We start from the raw sequence: 21,225 nt of genomic DNA, 5'->3' as shown, positions 1-21,225 counted from the left end.
AAGAAGGGCATTATTTCTCTGGTGTTTCCGGGATTTTCGGTGCATTGAAATCTTCCAGATACTCAATTGCGTTATACATCATAACCGCAGCTTCGGCGCGGGTAATCGTTTCCTTCGGATTGAAGTTGCCTTCTGCATCGAGTGTATTAATCTTCAAGACAAGGGAACGTTGAACAGCACCTTGAAATTCTGGAGTCAGCTCTTTTTCATCCGTGATGTCTACAGGTTTGATGTTAATCATCGGCAGGCCGCCTTTGGCTTCAATGCCCTGCATCAAGAAAAGGGTATACTGTTCACGGGTCAACGCCTTGGAAGGATCGATATCGTTGGACATCTTAATGCCATTGAATTGGGCACGGACAAAAGCATCACTGTACCATACGCCATCTTTTACGTTGGAGAAGTAGTCACTTGGCAGGGGTTGTTTGATAAAACGAATCGTGTCCAAATTCAGATGGAGGCCATCTGTAATGAGCTGGATACCCTGAGCTGTGTTTAGTTCCTGTTCCGGTTTGAACAAGCTATCACTCACGCCTTTGATTAAACCATCCTGATGTAGGGATTCAATCTTGTCTGCCCCTACAATACCTTGAATATCAGTGAATTCCGCTTGAGCGGCGTGAATCGGACCAGCGCTCAGAGAAAGGGTAAGTAAAGCTCCGGCTGTTAATGTAGCCAATATATTTTTTTTCATATCAGATTCGCCTCACTTTTCCAGGGAGTATCCCTTTGTATAAAAGTTATTTGTCCCTATAGACGACCCTATTCCTCAAAAGGTTGCTGTAATTTTCCATTGTTTTTCTACAAGAAATTCTGTTGGAATATGTGCAAAGTGAATGGACTATTGTAAGGCCTTATGCTTTGTATTATGGTGAGGAAAGATAACCACTGAAGCAAAGGTCTGTGATTTGGGTAAGTACATAACAGTGGAATCAACTATTCGGGTTACAACTTCTTATAATTGCATGTAATTAGAGTGTAAGGTTAATCATTTGAATCAATAAGGAGAGAATGAGACGATGGAACCGACAGCAACGAATGAAGCTTTTTTCTATACAGGTACTTATGCATCAGCAGAACAGCCGGGGATTTTTCTATGTGCGTTAAACAAGGAAACAGGCGAGTTGCGGATTGTAAATCATATGGATGGGGTGGATAATCCATCCTATCTGGCTTTATCTCCGGATGGGAATGGTCTGTACGTGGTAAGTGAGACAGATGAGGGAGAGGTGCTGGTCTATCGCAGGGATGCCGCAACGGGTGAGCTGCACTTGATGGATCGCAAATTGACGAAGGGCGCATCGCCTTGTTATGTATCTGTCACGGAGGATGGCGAGTGGGTGCTGACTTCAAACTACAGCAGCGGCAGTGTGAACGTATTTCCGGTAGGAGATCAAGGCACGCTGGAAGAGATGAGTGCGTTGATTGAGCATACCGGAAGAGGACAAAATGATGACCGTCAGGAAGGGCCGCACGCCCACTCGATCCAACCAGACCCCTCAGGTCAGTATGCCGTTGTCTGTGATCTGGGTCTGGATCAGATTATTGTGTATCGTCAGGAAGAAGGTCGCCTGGTAACGCATCGTGAGATGAATCAGCCTCCAGGCTCTGGACCGAGACATCTCGTCTTCCACCCAAGCTCGAAATGGGCCTATGTGATTAATGAATTGAGTAACACCGTTACGGCATTCATGTATGATCAACGCAGAGGTGAGTTCACTACGTTGCAGCATATCACCACACTGCCTGAAGGACATTCTGGTGAAGGTACGGGAGCGGATATCCGTGTGTCCCCATGTGGCCGTTTCCTGTATGCTTCCAATCGTGGGGACGACAGCATTGTGCTGTATCACATTGACCAGGAATCCGGTGAGCTGGAGGCTATAGAGTGGACTTCCACTATCGGTCAGACTCCGCGTAACTTCAACCTACTTCCCGGTGGTATTCTGCTGGTGGCCAATCAGGACAGCAACAACCTGGTTGCTTTTCAGATCAATGGTGAAGATGGACGCCTAACACACAACGGATTCAAGCTGGAGATACCCCGCCCAGTGTGTATTGCTCCGGTAGTATAAGGTGGGATGAAACAACATTCTTGTTACGTTCAGATTCCGATCGAGCGTGTGAGAAAGAAGCATCCAAGTCGAAAGATTCATCTTTCGGCTTTTTTCCTTTTTTTCATACATGAAATTACTAAGTTAGACCTATAGATGGAATTATATGTTTAATTTAAAATAAATATATTAAAGCGCTTACATGTATGCGAGATGGCGCTACCAAGGGCATCGGGCTTACCAATTCGATTGGGGAGGCAATGGCTTTATGGGAAAACGATCGTTATGGAAGCGTACATTGCGGACCGCAGGTGTGTCACTGCTGAGTTCTGCGCTACTGGTTACTTCGCTGGGTCTTGGAGACACGTCGGTCACTCATGCTGCGGGTGCCCGTCAGATGGAGTTTCTGGACCGAGGTGTAGTTGCAGTGAAGACAGGCACAGGTGTGTTCGTTAGCTGGCGGCTTCTGGGTACGGAAGGGTCGAATGTATCGTTTAATGTCTATCGGGATGGAACCAAGGTAAACGCATCGCCCATAACGAACAGCACCAACCTCCAGGATACAAGCGGGACAAACAGTTCCAAATATACGGTTCGAGCCGTAGTCAGTGGAACCGAACAGGCTGCTTCGACGGCAGCGAGCGTATGGGGCAATAATTATTTGTCTGTACCTCTCAGTGTACCCGCAGGAGGCACAACACCGGATGGTGTAGCCTACACGTACAGTGCCAATGATGCGAGTGCAGGCGATGTGGACGGGGACGGCGAGTATGAACTGATTGTAAAGTGGGACCCGTCCAACTCCAAGGATAATTCCCAAAGCGGCTACACGGGTGAAGTATTTATCGATGCCTACAAATTGAATGGAACACGCTTATGGCGTATCAGTCTGGGTAAAAATATCCGTGCGGGTGCCCATTACACCCAGTTCATGGTGTACGATCTGGACGGAGATGGCAAGGCCGAAGTGGCGATGAAAACGGCTGATGGTACGAAGGATGGTACGGGAGTAGTCATCGGGGATGCCAGCAAGGATTATCGTAACTCCAGCGGATACGTTCTGTCCGGACCGGAGTTCCTTACGATCTTCAATGGACAGACCGGCAAAGCACTTTCCACGGTGAACTACGAACCGGCGCGCGGTAATGTGTCCGATTGGGGAGACAACTATGGCAACCGGGTCGATCGGTTCCTTGCTGCGATTGCGTATTTGGATGGGGAGCGGCCAAGTCTGGTCATGGCGCGTGGATACTACACCCGAACCGTGCTGGTGGCGTACAACTGGCGGGATGGACAACTAGCAAAGCAGTGGACGTTTGACTCCAACACGTCAGGTAATTCAGGTTATGCTGGGCAAGGTAATCATAATCTGAGTGTGGCGGACGTAGATGGCGATGGCAAAGACGAAATCGTTTACGGAGCGATGGCGGTGGATGATAACGGCAAAGGACTTTACACGACAGGGCTTCATCATGGGGATGCGATGCATCTAAGTGATCTGGACCCCGATCGTGCGGGACTTGAAGTATTCCAGGTGCATGAAACAGCGTCCAATGCCGGAGTGGAATTCCGTGATGCGCGTACAGGTCAGTTGATCTGGGGCATACCTACGACAAAAGATATTGGACGCGGCATGGCAGCCGATATTGATCCACGTTATAAGGGTGCCGAAGTGTGGGCTGATGGTGGTTTGTATACAGCCAAAGGGCAGAAAATTGGGACAACCCTGCCTTCCTCCACGAATTTTGGCATCTGGTGGGACGGTGACCTGCTCCGCGAGTTGCTGGACAGCAACCGAATTGATAAATGGGACTACGCCAATAGCAAAACGGTTAATCTGTTGACCGCATCCGGTGTTTCTTCCAATAATGGAACGAAATCCACACCGAATCTGCAGGCTGACCTGTTTGGCGACTGGAGAGAAGAAGTGGTATGGCGGACCAATGATAGCTCTGCACTGCGCATCTACACGACAACAGCCGTTACGGACAAACGGATCTACACCCTGATGCATGATCCGGTATACCGTCTTGGCGTAGCTTGGCAAAATGTAGCCTATAACCAACCGCCACACACGGGCTTTTATTTGGGAGATAGCATGAGCACACCTCCCGTACCGAATATCCGGTACGCTGGCAAATAAGAGCGAAAGGGCATGGAACTCATGCCAACCCCAGAGATGATGTTACAGCGAATTAAACTTACCGCTGATAAGGGAACAACGGACTTTGATTCGTTGTTCTTCTTTTTCTGCCATTTACACAGATATTCGGTAGAAATCGGAAAAAAACGTTTGACAGTCATATGTACTGCCCTTATGATACGTATATAACTCACTAAACAGGTAGGAATAATAAAAATGACCTTGCTCTATTTGCGGGAGCAGTCATTTACAGTCACATGAGAGATCGTAAACGTGAACAGAATAACGTTCTCACCGTATAGACGGAGGAACACCGCAGCGCATCATTTCTGGATGAAGCATACACGGCCTTTGGGTCGGCATGACTTTATGAGGGAGAAGTGCGCGGGGGTTCCTCCGTTTTTTGTTTTTTTTCGGTGCGTTCCATGCTGTTCAGCCTGCCTGGGGTAATCTTGCAGATCCATTCGGGGGGAGTGTTATCTATGAAAAAGAGAATTCATAAGGGTATTCTGGTTGGTCTGGCATTGGTGTTAACAGGGGTATTGGCGGCATGCGGATCGGATAGCGGTGGCACGAATGCGACAGGCACATCGGGGGGAACGGAAGGCGGCAAAGAAGGGGCAAAAGCGATCGAGCTGCTGAATGTATCCTATGATCCGACACGTGAACTCTATGAGCAATATAACAAGGCGTTTGCGGCGTATTGGCTGAAAGAGAAAGGTCAGGAAGTAACGGTTAAGCAGTCTCATGGTGGGTCAGGTAAACAAAGTCGTTCTGTTATCGATGGGCTGGACGCGGATGTGGTTACTCTGGCATTGGGATACGATATCGATGCTATTGAAGATAAAGGTCTGATCAATGCGGGGTGGCAGGACAAATACGAGCACAACAGCTCCCCGTATACGTCAACGATCGTGTTTTTGGTACGCAAAGGCAATCCAAAAGGCATCAAGGACTGGGATGATCTCATCAAGGGAGATACCCAAGTCATTACCCCGAATCCAAAAACGTCCGGCGGGGCACGTTGGAACTATCTGGCGGCATGGGGATATGCGCTCAAACATAACAACAATGATGAAGAGAAGGCCAAAGCATTTGTTGCAGAGCTGTTCAAACATGCACCTGTCCTTGACTCTGGAGCACGTGGAGCGACGACTACGTTTGTAGAGCGCGGTATTGGTGATGTACTGCTTGCATGGGAGAATGAGGCTTTCTTGTCAGTTAAAGAGCTGGGTCCGGACAAATTCGATATTGTGGTGCCTTCGGTCAGTATTTTGGCTGAACCACCTGTAGCGATTGTAGATAAAAATGCAGACAAAAAGGGCAGCCGCGAAGTGGCGGACGCCTATCTGAAATATTTGTACAGCGAAGAGGGGCAGACCATTGCTGCCGAGAACTATTACCGTCCAACCCTGGACAGCGTGAAGGAAAAGTTCAAGGATCAGTTCCCGCAGCTTGAGCTGTTCACATTGGACGATGTATTTGGTACATGGCGCGATACCCAGGCCAAGCACTTTAATGACGGCGGTATCTTTGACCAGATCTATGTGCCGGGCAGCTGATGCATCTGCCATCGATGATGTTGCGTGACCATGTAAGCGGCCAACCAGTCCGACCGACTGAAGGCAGAGAGGATGAACGTGCATGAGCAAGGTGATGGTGGCCCGGAGTCGCACACTGCCGGGATTCGGATTAACGATGGGTTACAGTGTGCTTTACCTGAGCCTGGTTGTACTTATTCCACTCGCAGCGCTCTTGTTTAACTCCACGGGGCTGACCTGGTCCACACTGATTGAGGTGGCGACCAATCCCCGGGTACTGGCTTCTTTCCAGGTGAGTTTTCTGACTGCAGGTGCAGCGGCCCTGATCGATCTGGTTCTCGGGCTGCTCCTGGCTTGGGTACTTGTCCGGTATGAGTTCCCGGGAAAACGGCTGTTTGATGCCGTCATTGATCTGCCTTTTGCCTTGCCAACAGCAGTGGCGGGGGTTGCCTTAACGGCGCTGTATGCCGGGAATGGCTGGATTGGGCAGTTTGTGGAACCTTTGGGCATCAAGCTGGCCTATTCACAGGCGGGCATTACTCTCGCGCTGATGTTTATCGGGATTCCGTTTGTAGTGCGTACGGTGCAGCCGGTTTTGCAGGAACTGGAGACTGAGGTGGAGGAAGCTGCGGCTACGCTGGGAGCGGGAAGATGGCGGATATTTCGTAAGATTCTGCTTCCGGATCTGATCCCGCCGCTGCTGACCGGTTTTGCGTTAGCCTTTGCCCGAGGTATTGGCGAATATGGTTCAGTGGTGTTTATCTCAGGCAATATGCCGATGAAAACGGAAATTGCGCCCCTGCTGATCATGGCGAAGCTGGAGCAGTTCGATTATGCGGGAGCTACGGCGGTAGCCTTGCTGCTGCTGCTGGTCTCTTTTGTCCTATTGCTGATCATTAATTCACTTCAACGCTGGAGCCGCAAGGCAGGCAGAGCTTAGTGAGCAGTGAGCCAACCTAAACCAAAAGGAGGTACAGAATATGGCGGGTACCGTTCCATTGACGCCTGCTTCCCGTGTGCGAACCGGGCCGGGGCCAAACCGTGCAACCACGGAAGCACCATGGGTCAAATGGTTGTTGATCGGATTGGCAAGTCTGGTGCTGCTCTGGCTGCTCATCTTGCCGCTGGTGATCGTGCTGATGGAAGCGTTAAAGCAAGGCTGGGGTGTCTACATCGCCGCGCTTACCGAGCCGGACGCGATGTCAGCATTGAAACTTACGCTGCTGGTTGCCGGGATTACCGTACCGCTCAATACGATATTCGGTGTGGCGGCTGCGTGGGTCATTACCAAGTTCCAGTTCAGGGGCAAAGGACTCATGATCACCCTGATTGATCTTCCTTTTTCGATCTCGCCTGTCGTAGGCGGGTTGATCTTTGTCCTCATCTTTGGTTCAAATGGATGGTTTGGACCGTGGCTGGCCGAGCATGATATCAAAATTATTTTTGCCCTGCCCGGCATTGTCATCGCAACATTGTTCATTACATTTCCCTTTGTTGCCAGAGAACTGATTCCGCTGATGGAGGATCAAGGCACGAGGGAAGAAGAAGCGGCGGTTACGCTTGGCGCCTCCGGGTGGCAGATATTCTGGAACGTGACACTTCCCAACATCAAGTGGGGACTGTTATATGGCATTATTCTGTGTAATGCGCGGGCAATGGGCGAGTTTGGGGCCGTGTCTGTTGTATCGGGACATATTCGTGGGGAGACCAACACCTTGCCGCTGCATGTCGAGATCCTGTATAACGAATATCAATTCTCTGCTTCGTTTGCCGTCGCCTCCTTGTTGCTGATTTTGGCTCTGGCAACGTTGCTGCTCAAGAGCTGGTTGGGTCATAAAACGATTCCCGAAAAGTGATGTAACACTCCTATATCTATGCCGATCATCTTGGTTTTGAAGAGGGTTCCGAATGAAAATGGATTTTGTTTAAACTTCATGAAAATTCGGATTGACAGCTACTGGAAGCCCTGCTAATGTATAAACCAAGTATATAGGTTGGATAAGAATGGATTATAAGTCGGGTTGGATGACAGCGCACTTGAGGAATATAGCGGGCAGTAGCCCGAGAAGAGGAGGCGGCTCTATGGCTAAGCCGTTAAAAGTGGATGAGGTATGGATGGATCGCATTGCCGGACAACTGAATGACATGGAGTTTGGCTCGTTACACATCGTTGTACACGAAGGCCAGATTGTGCAAATGGAGCGGACCGAACGCAAGCGTTTTGAAAATACGCCCTCCGGCAGCGCCTCCAAATCCGGCAGCACTGCACGAAGCAGCTCACCCCGTTCATTGCGCTCATCGAATGCAAGCGCGAAGGGATAGGCATCATGTAATTCAGGATCGAATTAGGCATAATGCAAAAAATAGTAGAACCCAAAAAAGAGAAGCCGCGATTTTCCGGGCTTCTCTTTTTTGGTTTTGAATGAACTGAGTCTGATGATGCAGGCAAACCAAGTTAACAGAGTGGTTCACTTTTCAGAAATGGCTCCAGATGTGCGTGGTTTATAGAGGTTTAGCTCCATATCCAGGTTCTCATCCTCATGTGCTTCTGTACTGCTATTCAATTCCTTATCCGAATCGGTGTGTCCCGCGTACGGGCGATCACTGCGAGAAGGCGTTCCTGTCAGGCTGAAGCCAGAGATGAACAGGATGAGTTGCAATCCCAATGCGTAGGGAGCAGCAGCAAGTCCGATCAGATGAAGCAGCGAGCACATGGCAATTAGAGTAACAAGTGCTTTGGTTACTGTGCCCGATGAACCCTGTCTTGGGCTGGACCAGAGCAGATAACCATAGAACACCGTGATGATCAAGGAAACGAAGCGTATCCATGGCAAAGCATTGAACCATGAATGCCAGAAAGGATACAACAGACCTTGTTGACGAAACACAAAATCAGCGATTAGGTACAGTACAGCTACTACAGCGGTGGGCTCGGCAGCTGGACGAATGACATTCCAGATCGCTCTTCCCCACTGGTCAGGATGTACGGATCGATTCAATTCATCGGACAATGCTGCACTCTCTCGTTCCAGAGCCCTGTGCATCAATGCCAGTCGAGCGGGATCAACATCGATGATACAGCTGCGAATTTGATCCTGAAGCTGTGGAGACAGATGCACTGCGGCTCTGCAGGACAGCATGGCCGTTAATAATTCATGATGCTCATGTTCCGTTATAGCAACATTCCGTTGTTCTTTGGCTGTGAGTTGTCCCAATAGGGTTGTACTTATGTATAATGTATCTCGTATCGCGTGCATTCGCCTGTCCCGGCTTCGTCTGACCTCAGTGGCTGACCATACGTAGAGTCCAAGCAGCACAGCGATCATTCCGAGTATTACCGCCACGAAGACCGGATATGAGAATAGAGCAAGCATCCAGCGTTGAAGCACAATGGTTCCTCCTTTGCAAAAACTGTAGTGTAGCATGAAACACGGTTCACATAAGCTTTCTCTCACTATTACACAGGAATTGCGTGAATTCAAGCAGGAACAGTAGGAATTTACTGTCATAGGAAGGACCAGGGCACCCAAGCAAAGAAGATGTAATTTCCATGAATTTTTTAATTCTACACATAATTATAGATTTAATAGGAAGGGAGCATGATCTATGGACCAGATCCACATTGAACACACACCGCCCTCAACAGCAGAATACCTTGCGTTACGGAAAAGCGCAGGTCTTAGTGCGATGAGCAAGGAGGGAGCGGAGATCGGCCTACCCAATAGTCTTTTTGCCGTATGTCTGCGTGAAGAAAATGAAATCGTAGGCATGGGCCGGGTCATCGGGGACGGTGGTTGCTTCTTTCAGGTGGTGGATATCGCCGTACGCCCGGACCAGCAGGGAAGAGGATATGGCAAATTGATCATGAGCGAGATCATGAATTATTTGCGCGAACATGTGCCTGCTCGTGGCTTGGTTAGCCTATTGGCTGACGTTCCTGCCGATCGTCTGTACGCTCAATTCGGCTTCACCTACACCAGTCCGAAATCGGAAGGTATGTGGTGGAGACAAGGGGAATAGAGCGGAAATAAAGCGCAGTTTATTGAAAATTGAAATGAGGGAAGTATGCATGACCTCAAACTAATATGAAGTAATTGATGCTGAGCCGCATATGCGGCTTTTTTTGTGTGGAGTAAGAGGTGGAAGAGATTTTTTCGCGATGGTTTACAAGTGGGCATAGACGGTTTAAGATGGCGTGAGCCGTTTAAGGTATATAACAATGGGATTAAGTATTAAAATAACGGTAAGTTGACAAGATGATATCTACTGAAAAGAGGGATTTGATATGAAAGTTGCCATTTTTGGAGCAACCGGAGCGATTGGGAAGACGATACTATGGGAGTTAATGGACCGCGGACATGAGGTAACGGCGATTGTTCGTGATCCTTCGAAGATTGAGATGGAGCATGAGCGTTTGCGTGTGGTACAGGGGGATTTGCTAAACCCGGACCAGGTTGCCGATTTTACAGCAGGACAGGAAGCCGTTGTGAGTGCCTATGGACCGAAGTTTGGTGCGGAGGAAGAGATGTTGGAAGTTACACGTTCACTAATTGAGGGTGTTCGTCGTGGAAAAGCAGGACGTTTGATTGTCGTGGGTGGAGCAGGAAGCTTGCTTACCGATTCTGGAGAAATGCTGATGGACACACCAGGATTCCCTGAGGAAGTCAAACCACTGGCGAAGGCTCATGTTGATGCGTATAACCTGATTGAAGCATCGGATATTAACTGGACCTACATGAGTCCTGCGGCTACGATCACAACAGGAAGACGGACAGGCCTGTTCCGGGTTGGCATGAATCGTGTAATCACAGATGATCTTGGTGAGAGTTCGATTTCCGTTGGCGATTTTGCAGCGGCTTTGGTGGATGAGCTGGATGATCCGCAATTTATTCAATCCCGGTTTACAGTAGGTTATTAAAAGTTTTAGGTAAGCTAGCAATCTTTCTGTAAATTTCCGAAGAGGCCACCGGGGAGGGATGAACGTTGTTTATCGTAACTGCTGAACAGATGAGAGCTGTGGATGAGCATACGATTCAGAAGCTTGGTATTCCTGCTGTCAGTCTGATGGAGAACGCAGGCAGAGCCATCGCTGAGGAAGTTATCCGGCTGTGCCGGGAAGACGATGTTGACCACCGTTCGAAGCAGTATGGTTGCTGGAACAAAAACGGGAAGCGGGCGCACACCGGGCCCGGGGATCGGCCTGCTCATGGTGGCGACATCATCGCCGATCCGGCGCTCGTGATGGAGCAACCCGGTGATCAGCAGTGGTACATGCTGATCGGCAAGGGTAATAATGGCGGCGACGGGCTGGTTGCGGCGCGCCATTTGGTTGAAGCGGGGCTCGGCGTGACTTTGGTTTACGCCGATGCGCCTGATGCGTTGCGGGGCGAAGCCGCAGTGCAGCGGGATGCCGCTGCGCAGCTCGGCATCCCTGCTCTGGTCCACGGGCGCGAAGCCGTGGACTTCAGCCGGTGCACAGGCATCGTGGATGCGCTGCTGGGCACCGGCTCGAGAGGGGCGCCGCGCGGAGCATACGCGGCGCTAATTGCGGCGGCGAACGACAGCGGCAAGCCGGTCGTGTCTGCCGATGTGCCAAGTGGGCTCAATGCCGACACCGGGGAGGTTCATGAGCCCTGCATTCAGGCCCGGGTGACCGTATGTCTCGCGCTACTTAAGCGCGGGCTGGTGCAGTACCCGGGTGCATCTGCCGCAGGGCGCATCGTGGTGCGCTCCATCGGCATTCCCGCGCGGCTTGCGCCGGAGCATGGCCCCTCGGTCCGTCTGCTGACGGAAGAGGTACTGCGCAGTGCGCTGCGCGTGGACACGGGCCGACTCCGGGCACCGGACGGCCACAAGGGCACTTACGGCCACGTGCTGCTGGCCGCAGGCAGTCTGCCGATGAGCGGCGCAGGCCTGCTCTCGGCCAAAGCCGCGCTGCGCGCTGGCTGCGGGCTCGCCACATGGGCGCTGCCCGCGGCACTGCTGCCGCATGTCATCGGCACCGTGCCCGAGCTCATGCTCGCTGCCGCCGCAGATGGCGACAGCGGCGAGTGGAACGCGGTTTCCGCGGACGCCGTGCTGCGTCTCGCCGAAAGCCGCGACGTGCTCGCGATCGGCCCGGGTCTCGGCCGCTTCAAGGGCGACACAGACTGGCTGCGCCGTCTGTGGCAACATTCGGATCGCCCGCTCGTCATCGACGCGGACGCCCTCAACATGCTGGCAGACGCTGGCCCAACAGGGCCTCGCGACTGGGGCAAACGAAGTGCGGCGACCATCCTGACGCCGCACCCTGGGGAGATGGGCCGACTGCTGGGCATGTCGACCCCCGAAGTACAGCGTGACCGAATTGGACACGCTGTACGGTACGCCCGCGAGCAGGGCGTGACCCTGGTGCTCAAGGGAGCACGAACGGTCATCGCAACGCCATCCGGCGAGGCGTATATCAACACCACGGGGCACGCAGGCATGGCAACCGGCGGTGCAGGAGACGTGTTGACCGGCATTATCGCCGGTCTGCTCGCCCAAGGGCTCAGCGCGGAGCAGGCTGCAGCCTTTGGCGTGTTTCTACACGGCCAGGCAGGGGAGAGAGCTGCGCTGCTGCGCGGTGATCCGGCATCCCTGCTCGCCGGGGATATCGTTGATGCACTATAAAACAGGGGCATGATTGGTGCCGACTCTTGGTACGTACATTCGTTACTTCATAAGCTGCATTTACACCGCTTTGAGCTCGGGTGATAGGTGTGCTGCATGCCTTTGCACAAAGGACGAAGATATAAACCACTCATAACATTAAGAAAGGGATGTCCATAGTCATAAACATGACGAGGACATCCCTTTTTAGTGGTATTAACTTTTAACGAATCAAACACGCTATGAGCTGCATTTTCCATTAATCTGCGCTAGAATCCCAGCGACGTGATTTCACTGATCGGCAGGTTCTGGCCCAAGTTTGTACCATTATAACGAGAATAACGTGACTGAAGTTCGTTAATCTGTGCATTCGACCCAAATCCTCTAATTAAGGTGTGGTCGATTCGTTAGAATTGATTAGCGCTTCGACCCGAGAAAGGAAGTTCCTTTCAACCTTCGGTACAGACGCTTCTCTTCATTCTTTTATCATGGTTCAACTACAACCGGAACCGTAAAAGCTCCTGATGCATCTCTGCACTGATATCCCGCAGGGTTTTCACCTTAGTGCTTGCTTCGGCGAACGAACGTTGTTGCTCGGCCGTTGAAGCTGTAATTTCCTCACTGCTTGCGGCCGATTGTTCCGTAATGGCACTTATATTTTCAATCGCCTGCTGAACCTGTGCGCTAAGCTCACTGGACTGCTGCATGTCTTCCGTAAGCTGATTAATACTTGTGCTAATTCGCTCTACACTGTGACGAATTCCGGAGAAGGATTCGCCGGTTTTTCCGGTGGCCTGCTCCTGTTCTGCAAAGAGCTGAATGCTCTGTGTCACAGAGTTTTTCACTTTGCCCATAGCCGTTGTGATTTCGCCGACAGCCCCAAAGATATGCTGTACCGATTGCTCGGATTGCTCGGCCAGTTTCTTCACTTCCCCCGCGACGACAGCAAAGCCGCGTCCGGCTTCACCTGCACGTGCCGCTTCGATGGAGGCGTTCAGAGACAGAAGGGTTGTCTGCGTAGCGATGCTTGATACATAAGCAGTCATGGTTGCGATCCGGGAGGCACTCTCCTCCAATTCCTGGACAGTCTTTTCTACCTCGGACATGGCAATCCGGTTTACTTCAGCCAGTCGAAGCTGTTCCTGTACGGCAATGTGTCCCTCCTGCACGGAAGTCAAAACTTCGTTACCATAGATGGCCGATTGTGAAGTCGCCTGAAGATTGCTTTCAAACATATGCTGCATCTTGTCCACGACCATGACCGTGTCACTTAGATCCTCAGCAATTTTCTGACTGCCAATCGATAGCTCTTCGGTTGTTCTGGATACTTGCTGAACAATGGCCTGCACGGTATCATTACCGCGATCAATGTCCTGCGCCATCCCATCAACACGGTTTCCTGCCGCACCGATAGATTGAATGATACTGCGAATATTCCCCGTCATAAGGCGGAAGGAGCGGTTTAAGTCATCCAATTCATCTTTGCCTCGTGTCTCCGGAAGCTGCTGCGTCAGATCACCGTTCGCAATTTGTCCTGCTGCTTCCTTCAAGCTGCGTATGCGTCTCGCCAATTTTCGTGAAGTGTACATGTTGAACACCAGCACAGCGACAAGCAGGATGATGGCTCCGGCGAGGGCAATCTGCCAGGTCCGCTGAATGTCTTGTTCAAGATCTACTGTGTATTGGTCATATCGATCCCGGGTCACCTCATCCAGCATATAGATATCATTTTGTATGCCTTTGACCCGTGAGCTGAAACGTTTGGCGTCCGAACTGTTCATGGCTGTGATGGCTTCGGTGGCGCCCGTGTCCAGAGCTGTTAATTTGGTTTGGATCGATTGTATCAGGCGAAGCTGTTCATCCGTTTCCAGCAAGCCTTCTGTGAGCTGCTTTACCATGGTTTTACCTTCATTCAGCAAGCGTGCAACATTATCCTGATTGCCAGCTGTCATGGAGAACGAGTACACATCGAGCGCCTGCTCGGTCTGTATCTGGTTAGCGTTCAGCTCCGTGACCTTCAGCATGGCAGGCACCAGATTTTGATTTTTGGCATTCATGCTCAGCAATTGAATAATGATATAGGCTACAAGCAAAAGGCATAACAGTAACGATACTACGGCATTCATTATCAGCTTTCCCTGCAATTTCATAAGCGTGCCTCCATATTAGCAATTGGTTTATTGATCTAGGGTAATTTTGGTTTTGCCGGAAGCGATCTGTGCTTTCAAATCTTCGAACGTTTGCTGTTGTTCGTCCGTGAGTGTGATGTTATGTAGGGCGGTTAAACCTACGCCGTTTTCTGCCAGACCATAGAACATTTCTTTTTCGGGAAATGAATGTTGGTTCTGAATGAACGTATTAATGGCGTTATGAAGAGAGACATCTACATTTTTGAGCATGGAAGTGAGTACTGCTTTTTCTGCTAAAAAGAACTGATCCTGGTCCACGCCAATGGCGTATTTACCCAATCTCTGAATCTCTGAAATTGAGCCTATGCCGGTAAGTCCGGCAGCAACGTAAATGACATCAACACGCTGTTCCTGAATCATCTGCGCCGCGAGCTTTCCTCCAAGATCAGGATTGCCGAAATCCCCGGCGTACACGACATGGACTGTGGCATCCGGATTAGCCGCCTTTACACCTTGCTCAAAACCTTGCTGGAAATCGTGAAGCACCGGAATATCCATTCCACCCAAGAAGCCTACATGGTCTTCGGTTGTTGCAAAGCCAGCAATGATACCTGCAAGATAGCTGCCTTCTTCTGCTTTGAAGGACATGGAGGTCACATTGGGGAGATCGGAATGCCCGTCAATGATGAGAAAGTGCTGATCGGGATACTTCTGAGCAACCTTCTCCAGATCGGTTTTTATCGTGTCGCTTAGACCAATAATCAGATCAACCTTATCCTTCGCAAATTGCTCAAAGGCCGCCTCGGATGTCAAATCCTTTCCCGGTTCCTTGTAATCAAAAACAATACTGTTCTCGTTTCTTGCCTGTACCAATCCCTCAAAAGATGCGTCACTGAAAGAATGATCACCCAAGCCGACATCCGTAAGAACGATTCCGACTTTGGTTCGCTGATCTGCGGGGGACGCCTTATCGGTTGCCGAACATGCTCCCAGCACCAGAACAACCAGAACCATCATCATGGTGAACCCGAATTTGATTTTCCATTGTGTTTTCATGTGCGTATGCCCTCTTTTCTATAAGATGGAGATGACGTGTGAGGTGAGCAATTCCTCTATATGTATATCGGACGAGAGCAGAGTCTCTATAATGGGTAAGGATGAAAATTTACGAAAACTCAATGGAATTCCAATGAAACCCATAAATTATACATAGAATTTACATCTGAAGAGGCATGAATTCTATACTGAACCTGTACTACGTCTTGCTGGTCAACGGGAAAAAGAAAGACAAAAAAAGGGTAAAGAAGAGACCGATTAGATCTCTTCTTTACCCTTTCCTTGAAACCAAACGAATGATGAATGACTACATATCATGAATCAAAAAATTCATATATATGAACGGTTTTCCCGGTTCCCGCAGCATATGCAATATTCCTGAGCATTACGTTCCCACTCTCATTCAGCTGCACTTGCAACGTATTACCACGCTGCTACCGAGCCATCTGCCCGGCTTTCCGTGCCGCCGCACAATACGCCGTTGTCCGGGTTGCGCCAGATGATCTGGCCGCGTCCAAACATCGACGGATCGAGGGCGACCTGTATATCATGCCCTTTGCGGGCAAGTGCCTGTGCAATATGTTGAGGGAATCCAGGCTCAACCAGAATCGTTTTGCCTTTGGTCCACTGCCAGCGCGGAGAATCGAGCGCAGCCTGTGGATTGAGGTGGAAGTCCACCGTATTCATGACGACCTGCACATGACCCTGGGGCTGCATGAAACCGCCCATGACCCCGAATGGTCCGACTGCTTCATCACCACGTGTGAGGAAGCCCGGAATGATTGTATGAAATGTCCGTTTGCCTGGCTCCAATGCGTTGGCGTGATCGGGATCAAGCGAGAAATTATGCCCCCGGTTTTGCAGGGCAATGCCTGTGCCTGGCACAACCAGCCCGGAGCCGAAGCCCATATAATTGCTCTGAATGAAGGAAACCATGTTGCCCTCACCATCTGCCGTTGCAAGATACACCGTTCCACTTGCCCTTGGGTCGCCCGCTTCAGGCGGAAGTGCCACATCACCAATGAGCTTGCGCCGTTCGTCTGCATACGCTTCGGATAATAATTCCTGCACCGATACGCCCATCTTGCGTTCCTCGGTAATGTATTTTTCCCCATCGGCAAACGCAAGCTTCATGGCTTCCAACTGCCTGTGGTATGCCAGAACGGATTCCTTTTCTTCAAAATCAAATCCCTTTAACAGATTGAGTGCTGCCAGAGCAATCAGCCCCTGACCGTTCGGTGGGATCTCCCATACGTCATATCCGCGATAGGAGACCGAGATCGGATCAACCCACTCAGGTTGGAATGCAGCCAGATCTTCTTTGGTCAGGTAACCTCCGTGTTCTGCCATAAAAGAATGAATACGCTCCGCAAGTTCGCCTTCATAGAAGTCTCGCGCACCGGTCTCACCAATCCGGCGCAGTGTTGCCGCATGATCCGGCGAACGCCACATCTCGCCCACGGCTGGAACATGCCCGCCTGGGGCAAACGTCTCAAACCACGCACGCCCGGCTTCCGCATCGCCTTGGCGTGCGTAGATATCGGCTGCCCGTGCCCAATGGCGGGCCAGCCCCGGCGCAAGCGGGTAACCTTCTTCCGCGTAGCGGACAGCCGGTTCCAGCGCTTCCGCCAGCGTAAGCCGTCCGAATCGGCGGCTCAGCTCAGCCCAACCCGCCGGTGCGCCAGGCACCGTCACCGGGATGACCCCCAGCTTAGGCATCTCCGAATGGCCTGCCGCTTTGAGCGCCTCAATCGATATACTCTGAGGCGCAGGCCCACTGGCATTCAGGCCATGCAATTTGCCCTCGGTCCAGACGAGGGCAAAGGCATCGCCCCCAATGCCATTGGACGTTGGCTCCAGCACGGTGAGTGCAGCAGCGGTGGCGATAGCGGCATCGATGGCGTTGCCGCCCTTTTTTAACACATCCAGACCGGCTTGTGCGGCCAAAGGCTGTGAAGTGGCGACTATGCCTTGTTTGGCATAAACGGGCACACGATAAGACGGATACGGTTGGTAGAGTGGATCGTAGTTCATCAGGTTGTTCAGCTCCTTGTCGCAAGATGTCAGGTTCCGGCTCGCCGGATCAATTACTTCTAACCCTCTTCGGAACAGGTAACCTGATCTCCTGCTGCCAACGCGAAATCCAACCTGACATAACGCGTGAATAGGGAGAATACAGTTGCATTCATATCAGTACCAGTATATTTTTTCCAAGATATGAGGTGTTCTCCAGATGACTAGGTCGTTACCATATCGCCGCCATTGACATGAATGCACTCACCAGTGACATAGGAGGAGTCGCGGGAAGCGAGATAGACGTAGGCAGCTGCTAGTTCATAAGGTTGGCCTGCCCGGCCCATCGGCGTCTCGGTTCCAAATACCTGCACGTCTTCAGCGGAGAAGCTGGATGGAATGAGTGGTGTCCATATGGGTCCAGGAGCCACGCAATTCACCCGGATTCCTTCGGATGCGAGCGATTTGGCGAGTACCCGTGTCAGAGAGACCACAGCCCCTTTGCTGGAAGAGTAATCGATCAGTTGCACTTCACCTTTATAGGCCGTAATGGAAGCCGTATTGATGATGGATGCTCCTTTGCACAGATGTGGGAGAGCCGCCTGAATCAGAAAAAAGTAGGCAAACACATTCGTCTGGAACGTATGGTACAGCTGTTCTTCCGTAATATCGACAATGCTTGGCTGTACGTACTGCACGCCATGATTGTTGACCAGGACGTCGATCTTTCCGAAGGTTTCCATGGTCGTTCGGATGACAGCCTCACAGTTTTTCTTTAACCGCAGATCAATCTCGATTAATAGACACCGTTGTCCCAGCTCTTCAATGCGTTCACGTGTCCTTTCGGCGTCGGTCCGTTCATATAGATAAGCGATGGTGATATCTGCACCTTCCTTGGCAAAAGCAATAGCTGCCGCTCTGCCGATTCCACTGTCACCACCGGTAATAATCGCAACCTTGCCTTCTAGCTTGCAGCTGCCAATATAAGCAGGATCTTCGCTGATCGGTTCAGGCACCATCAGAGTTTCCAGACCTGGCTGCTGGTCCTGATGCTGGGGTGGGAAAGCCAGCTTTTGTGGCTTGCACACCGTTTTCTCACCGTAAAAAGGATAGACAGGATTCATTCGGTTTACATCCTCCTCGCACGTTCGTTCATACGCCTAAACTATGCATTCGCCCAGAAGAAGGTGCGACAGGAGGAAGAAGGGCATTTGTTTTTGGTTCAAAATATACCATAATAAGGATGTATTAATTGCAACAGTTCATTAAAATGTGGAGGTGTCAGGAGCCAAATGAATATTCAGGGAATTAATCATCTGTGCTTTTCCGTATCCAATCTGGAACGGTCCATTACCTTTTATGAGCAGGCTCTCGGTGCCCGTATTCAGGTGAAAGGCCGGAAGCTGGCATATTTCGAACTTGCCGGACTTTGGATCGCTTTGAATCAGGAAGACGTCATTCGCAACTATACGGAACGAACGTATACACATATTGCATTTACCGTAAAAGAAGAGGAATTCGACGAGTCTGTGCAGCAGCTGCGAGCAGCCGGGGCTGACATTCTTCCCGGAAGACCACGCGATCCGAAGGATGCATTATCCATTTATTTTACCGATCCCGATGGTCATTTGTTCGAGCTACATACCGGAAATATGAAGCAGAGACTTGACTATTACCGTGAGGATAAACCCCATATGACCTTTTATACGTAATCGAATGAGCTGAAATGGAAAAAAATATGACATATCTATTGTGCAAACAATGGATGTGCATATAATATGGACAAATATACCCTTAATTTACCACTGTTTGATACTTCGTTCATACTCAAGGAGGTTTGTCATGATTCAGTTTCCCAAACCGGATGTAGAACAGTATTTCCAGACGTATCGCATTTCCCATTTTGCCGTATCGGCCGACGAGAAACGTTTGTTTTTTGACAGCAATCTGAACGGCCAGCCCAATATCTGGGCGATGGATCTGCCGGGTGGCTACCCGTATCCTTTGACGTATTTGAATCAGAGCAGCCAGTTTATCCAACCAGACCCAGAAGGACGTCATATTCTCACGGCGTTTGATCGGGACGGGGATGAGAATTATCATCTGTATGCACTTCAACCGGAAGGCGGAGTCCCATTTCCTGTTGTTCCGGCAGAGCCCAATGATCGTTGTTATTTCTCTCATCTGTCCGAGGATGGACAGCGTCTTTATTATATGACAAGTAAGGATAACCCGAACTATCTCAACTCACGCCGGATGAACCTGGAAACGGGAGAGGATGAGCTCTTGCATCAAGGGGAAGAGGTCACAAGCAATCTGATTGCTGTGAGTTCGGATGAACAAGCCTATGTAATCTTGAATGTATACTCCAATACCTACCAGACAGCATATGTATACCGGAACGGTGAGTCGGAATCCATTATTCCGGTCTCCGAGCGGCAGAGTCAGGTTTCGTATGTCCTATTTGCAGACAATAATCGGCTTCTGATGATTACAAATGATAACGAACCGTACACCTATGTGGCCGAATACCGGCTGGATACTCATGAGTTTCGTCCTCTGTGCAAAGTGGAGGGAGAAGACGTGGATATCATCCGCTGGCATAAGGATTCAGAGACGTTATACTTCTGGACGTTTACGGGTCCCGAGAATCGGATGTACGCGATGGACAAAGGTTCCGAGCAGCCTCGGCGTGTGGCCATGCCACTGGACACCGTAGAACATGTGACGGTTACCAAGGCTGGCAACGTATATATTTCGGGGCGTGGAGCGATCCAACCGCATAATATCTATCGGTTGATGGCAGGTAGTGAGTCCTGGGAACCACTGACTGACAATCGGGTAACAGGGCTTGATCCGAGCGATCTCGTCTACCCGGATGTCATTCGATATAACTCCTACGACGGACTGGAGATCGAAGCGCTTTTTTTCAAAGCGAAGCCGGAACAGGCTAATGGTTACACGGTATTTTGGCCGCATGGCGGGCCACAGGCATCGGAAGCAAAATTCTTCCGTCCGATGTTCCAAATGATGCTGGCTCAGGGTTATCATATTTTTGCTCCGAACTTCCGGGGAAGCACTGGATATGGCGCCGAGTTTGGCAAAATGGTCGAGAGAGATTGGGGCGAGGGCCCAAGGTTAGACTGTGTTGCCGGTATAAACTGGCTGTTTGACGAGGGTATCTCATCACCGGATCGCCTGTTCGTGGTAGGGGGTAGTTACGGCGGATATATGACCTTGCTGCTGGCAGGGCGTCACCCGGAATTATTCCGCGCTGCGGTTGATATTTTTGGGCCAAGTAACCTGTTCACATTCCTAGAATCTGTGCCGGAAGACTGGAAACCGATGATGGACAACTGGCTGGGTGATCCGGTCCGTGACCGCGAACGCTTAACGAAGGATTCACCGATTACGTATCTGGACCAGATGGTCAACCCGATGCTGGTCATTCAAGGGGCCAATGATCCAAGGGTCGTGAAGGCGGAATCGGATCAGATCGTGGCTGCGTTGCAGGGGAAAGGGGTAGACGTGGAATACATCGTTCTGGATGATGAGGGCCATGGCTTCTCCAGAAAAACGAATGAGATTCTCGTGTATCGGCGGATGCTGGAGTTTTTGCAGAAACATCAGGAAGTGCCTGTCGCACAATCTTAATTCAT

17 protein-coding genes are annotated in these 21,225 nt (G+C 50.7%); 11 read left to right on the top strand and 6 right to left on the bottom strand.

The genetic code is table 11. From position 1 onward, the window contains the following. Window positions 1-10: 10 nt before the first annotated feature. Window positions 11-694: an S-layer homology domain-containing protein gene (locus BLS14_RS22515; protein ID WP_090954038.1), complete on the bottom strand. Its 684-nt coding sequence runs from the start codon at window positions 692-694 to the stop codon at window positions 11-13. Between the two features lie 325 nt (window positions 695-1,019). On the opposite strand from BLS14_RS22515, the gene BLS14_RS22510 reads away from it, so the two are divergent. The 6 genes from BLS14_RS22510 to BLS14_RS22485 all read left to right on the top strand — a co-directional run bounded on the left by BLS14_RS22510 (window position 1,020) and on the right by BLS14_RS22485 (window position 8,060). Next, window positions 1,020-2,075 carry a lactonase family protein gene (locus BLS14_RS22510; protein WP_063566193.1) on the top strand — a complete coding sequence of 352 codons (1,056 nt, stop codon included), beginning with the start codon at window positions 1,020-1,022 and terminating at the stop codon, window positions 2,073-2,075. 247 nt (window positions 2,076-2,322) lie between these two features. After that, complete coding sequence (locus tag BLS14_RS22505) at window positions 2,323-4,197, top strand: rhamnogalacturonan lyase (RefSeq protein WP_090954036.1); 1,875 nt, start codon at window positions 2,323-2,325, stop codon at window positions 4,195-4,197. A 482-nt stretch (window positions 4,198-4,679) separates the two neighbouring features. Next, a complete protein-coding gene (locus BLS14_RS22500) occupies window positions 4,680-5,759 on the top strand; it encodes a sulfate ABC transporter substrate-binding protein (RefSeq protein ID WP_090954034.1) in 1,080 nt (359 codons plus the stop codon). Between the two features lie 82 nt (window positions 5,760-5,841). Beyond that, a complete protein-coding gene (gene cysT, locus BLS14_RS22495; RefSeq protein ID WP_063566191.1) occupies window positions 5,842-6,678 on the top strand; it encodes a sulfate ABC transporter permease subunit CysT in 837 nt (278 codons plus the stop codon). A 40-nt stretch (window positions 6,679-6,718) separates the two neighbouring features. Then, on the top strand, window positions 6,719-7,594 hold the full coding sequence (gene cysW, locus BLS14_RS22490) for a sulfate ABC transporter permease subunit CysW (protein ID WP_090954032.1): 876 nt from the start codon (window positions 6,719-6,721) through the stop codon (window positions 7,592-7,594). 226 nt (window positions 7,595-7,820) lie between these two features. Further along, entirely contained in the window at window positions 7,821-8,060 is a 240-nt protein-coding gene (locus BLS14_RS22485; protein WP_062322628.1) for a YezD family protein, read from the top strand. Between the two features lie 146 nt (window positions 8,061-8,206). On the opposite strand, the gene BLS14_RS22480 is transcribed toward BLS14_RS22485, so the two are convergent. Then, entirely contained in the window at window positions 8,207-9,127 is a 921-nt protein-coding gene (locus BLS14_RS22480; RefSeq protein WP_090954030.1) for a hypothetical protein, read from the bottom strand. 217 nt (window positions 9,128-9,344) lie between these two features. Between BLS14_RS22480 and BLS14_RS22475 the strand changes: the two genes are divergently transcribed. From BLS14_RS22475 to BLS14_RS22465, 3 genes are all read left to right on the top strand, one after another. Then, window positions 9,345-9,758 (top strand): GNAT family N-acetyltransferase, encoded by a 414-nt coding sequence (locus tag BLS14_RS22475; protein ID WP_090954028.1) that lies wholly within the window; start codon window positions 9,345-9,347, stop codon window positions 9,756-9,758. A gap of 265 nt (window positions 9,759-10,023) precedes the next feature. Next, window positions 10,024-10,656, top strand: coding sequence for an NAD(P)-dependent oxidoreductase (locus tag BLS14_RS22470; RefSeq protein ID WP_090954026.1), 633 nt, complete (start codon window positions 10,024-10,026; stop codon window positions 10,654-10,656). Between the two features lie 65 nt (window positions 10,657-10,721). Further along, window positions 10,722-12,389, top strand: coding sequence for an NAD(P)H-hydrate dehydratase (locus BLS14_RS22465; protein ID WP_090954024.1), 1,668 nt, complete (start codon window positions 10,722-10,724; stop codon window positions 12,387-12,389). 476 nt (window positions 12,390-12,865) lie between these two features. Here BLS14_RS22465 and BLS14_RS22460 read toward each other — a convergent pair whose 3' ends face one another. The 4 genes from BLS14_RS22460 to BLS14_RS22445 form a co-directional block, all read right to left on the bottom strand. Beyond that, on the bottom strand, window positions 12,866-14,518 hold the full coding sequence (locus BLS14_RS22460) for a methyl-accepting chemotaxis protein (RefSeq protein WP_063568252.1): 1,653 nt from the start codon (window positions 14,516-14,518) through the stop codon (window positions 12,866-12,868). 27 nt (window positions 14,519-14,545) lie between these two features. Continuing rightward, window positions 14,546-15,553, bottom strand: coding sequence for a BMP family lipoprotein (locus tag BLS14_RS22455; RefSeq protein WP_256336636.1), 1,008 nt, complete (start codon window positions 15,551-15,553; stop codon window positions 14,546-14,548). A 423-nt stretch (window positions 15,554-15,976) separates the two neighbouring features. Continuing rightward, window positions 15,977-17,587: a gamma-glutamyltransferase family protein gene (locus tag BLS14_RS22450; protein WP_090954022.1), complete on the bottom strand. Its 1,611-nt coding sequence runs from the start codon at window positions 17,585-17,587 to the stop codon at window positions 15,977-15,979. A 203-nt stretch (window positions 17,588-17,790) separates the two neighbouring features. Next, window positions 17,791-18,690, bottom strand: coding sequence for a glucose 1-dehydrogenase (locus BLS14_RS22445; RefSeq protein ID WP_063568255.1), 900 nt, complete (start codon window positions 18,688-18,690; stop codon window positions 17,791-17,793). A 168-nt stretch (window positions 18,691-18,858) separates the two neighbouring features. On the opposite strand from BLS14_RS22445, the gene fosB reads away from it, so the two are divergent. Further along, window positions 18,859-19,278: a metallothiol transferase FosB gene (gene fosB / locus BLS14_RS22440; protein WP_072734912.1), complete on the top strand. Its 420-nt coding sequence runs from the start codon at window positions 18,859-18,861 to the stop codon at window positions 19,276-19,278. A gap of 130 nt (window positions 19,279-19,408) precedes the next feature. Next, entirely contained in the window at window positions 19,409-21,220 is a 1,812-nt protein-coding gene (locus tag BLS14_RS22435; protein WP_090954020.1) for a S9 family peptidase, read from the top strand. Window positions 21,221-21,225: the final 5 nt, after the last annotated feature.

Source organism: Paenibacillus sp. OK060, assembly GCF_900101205.1.
GTDB lineage: Bacteria > Bacillota > Bacilli > Paenibacillales > Paenibacillaceae > Paenibacillus > Paenibacillus marchantiae.
The sequence above is the reverse complement of the archived record's forward strand: the minus strand, read 5'-3'. Positions and strand labels throughout refer to the sequence as shown.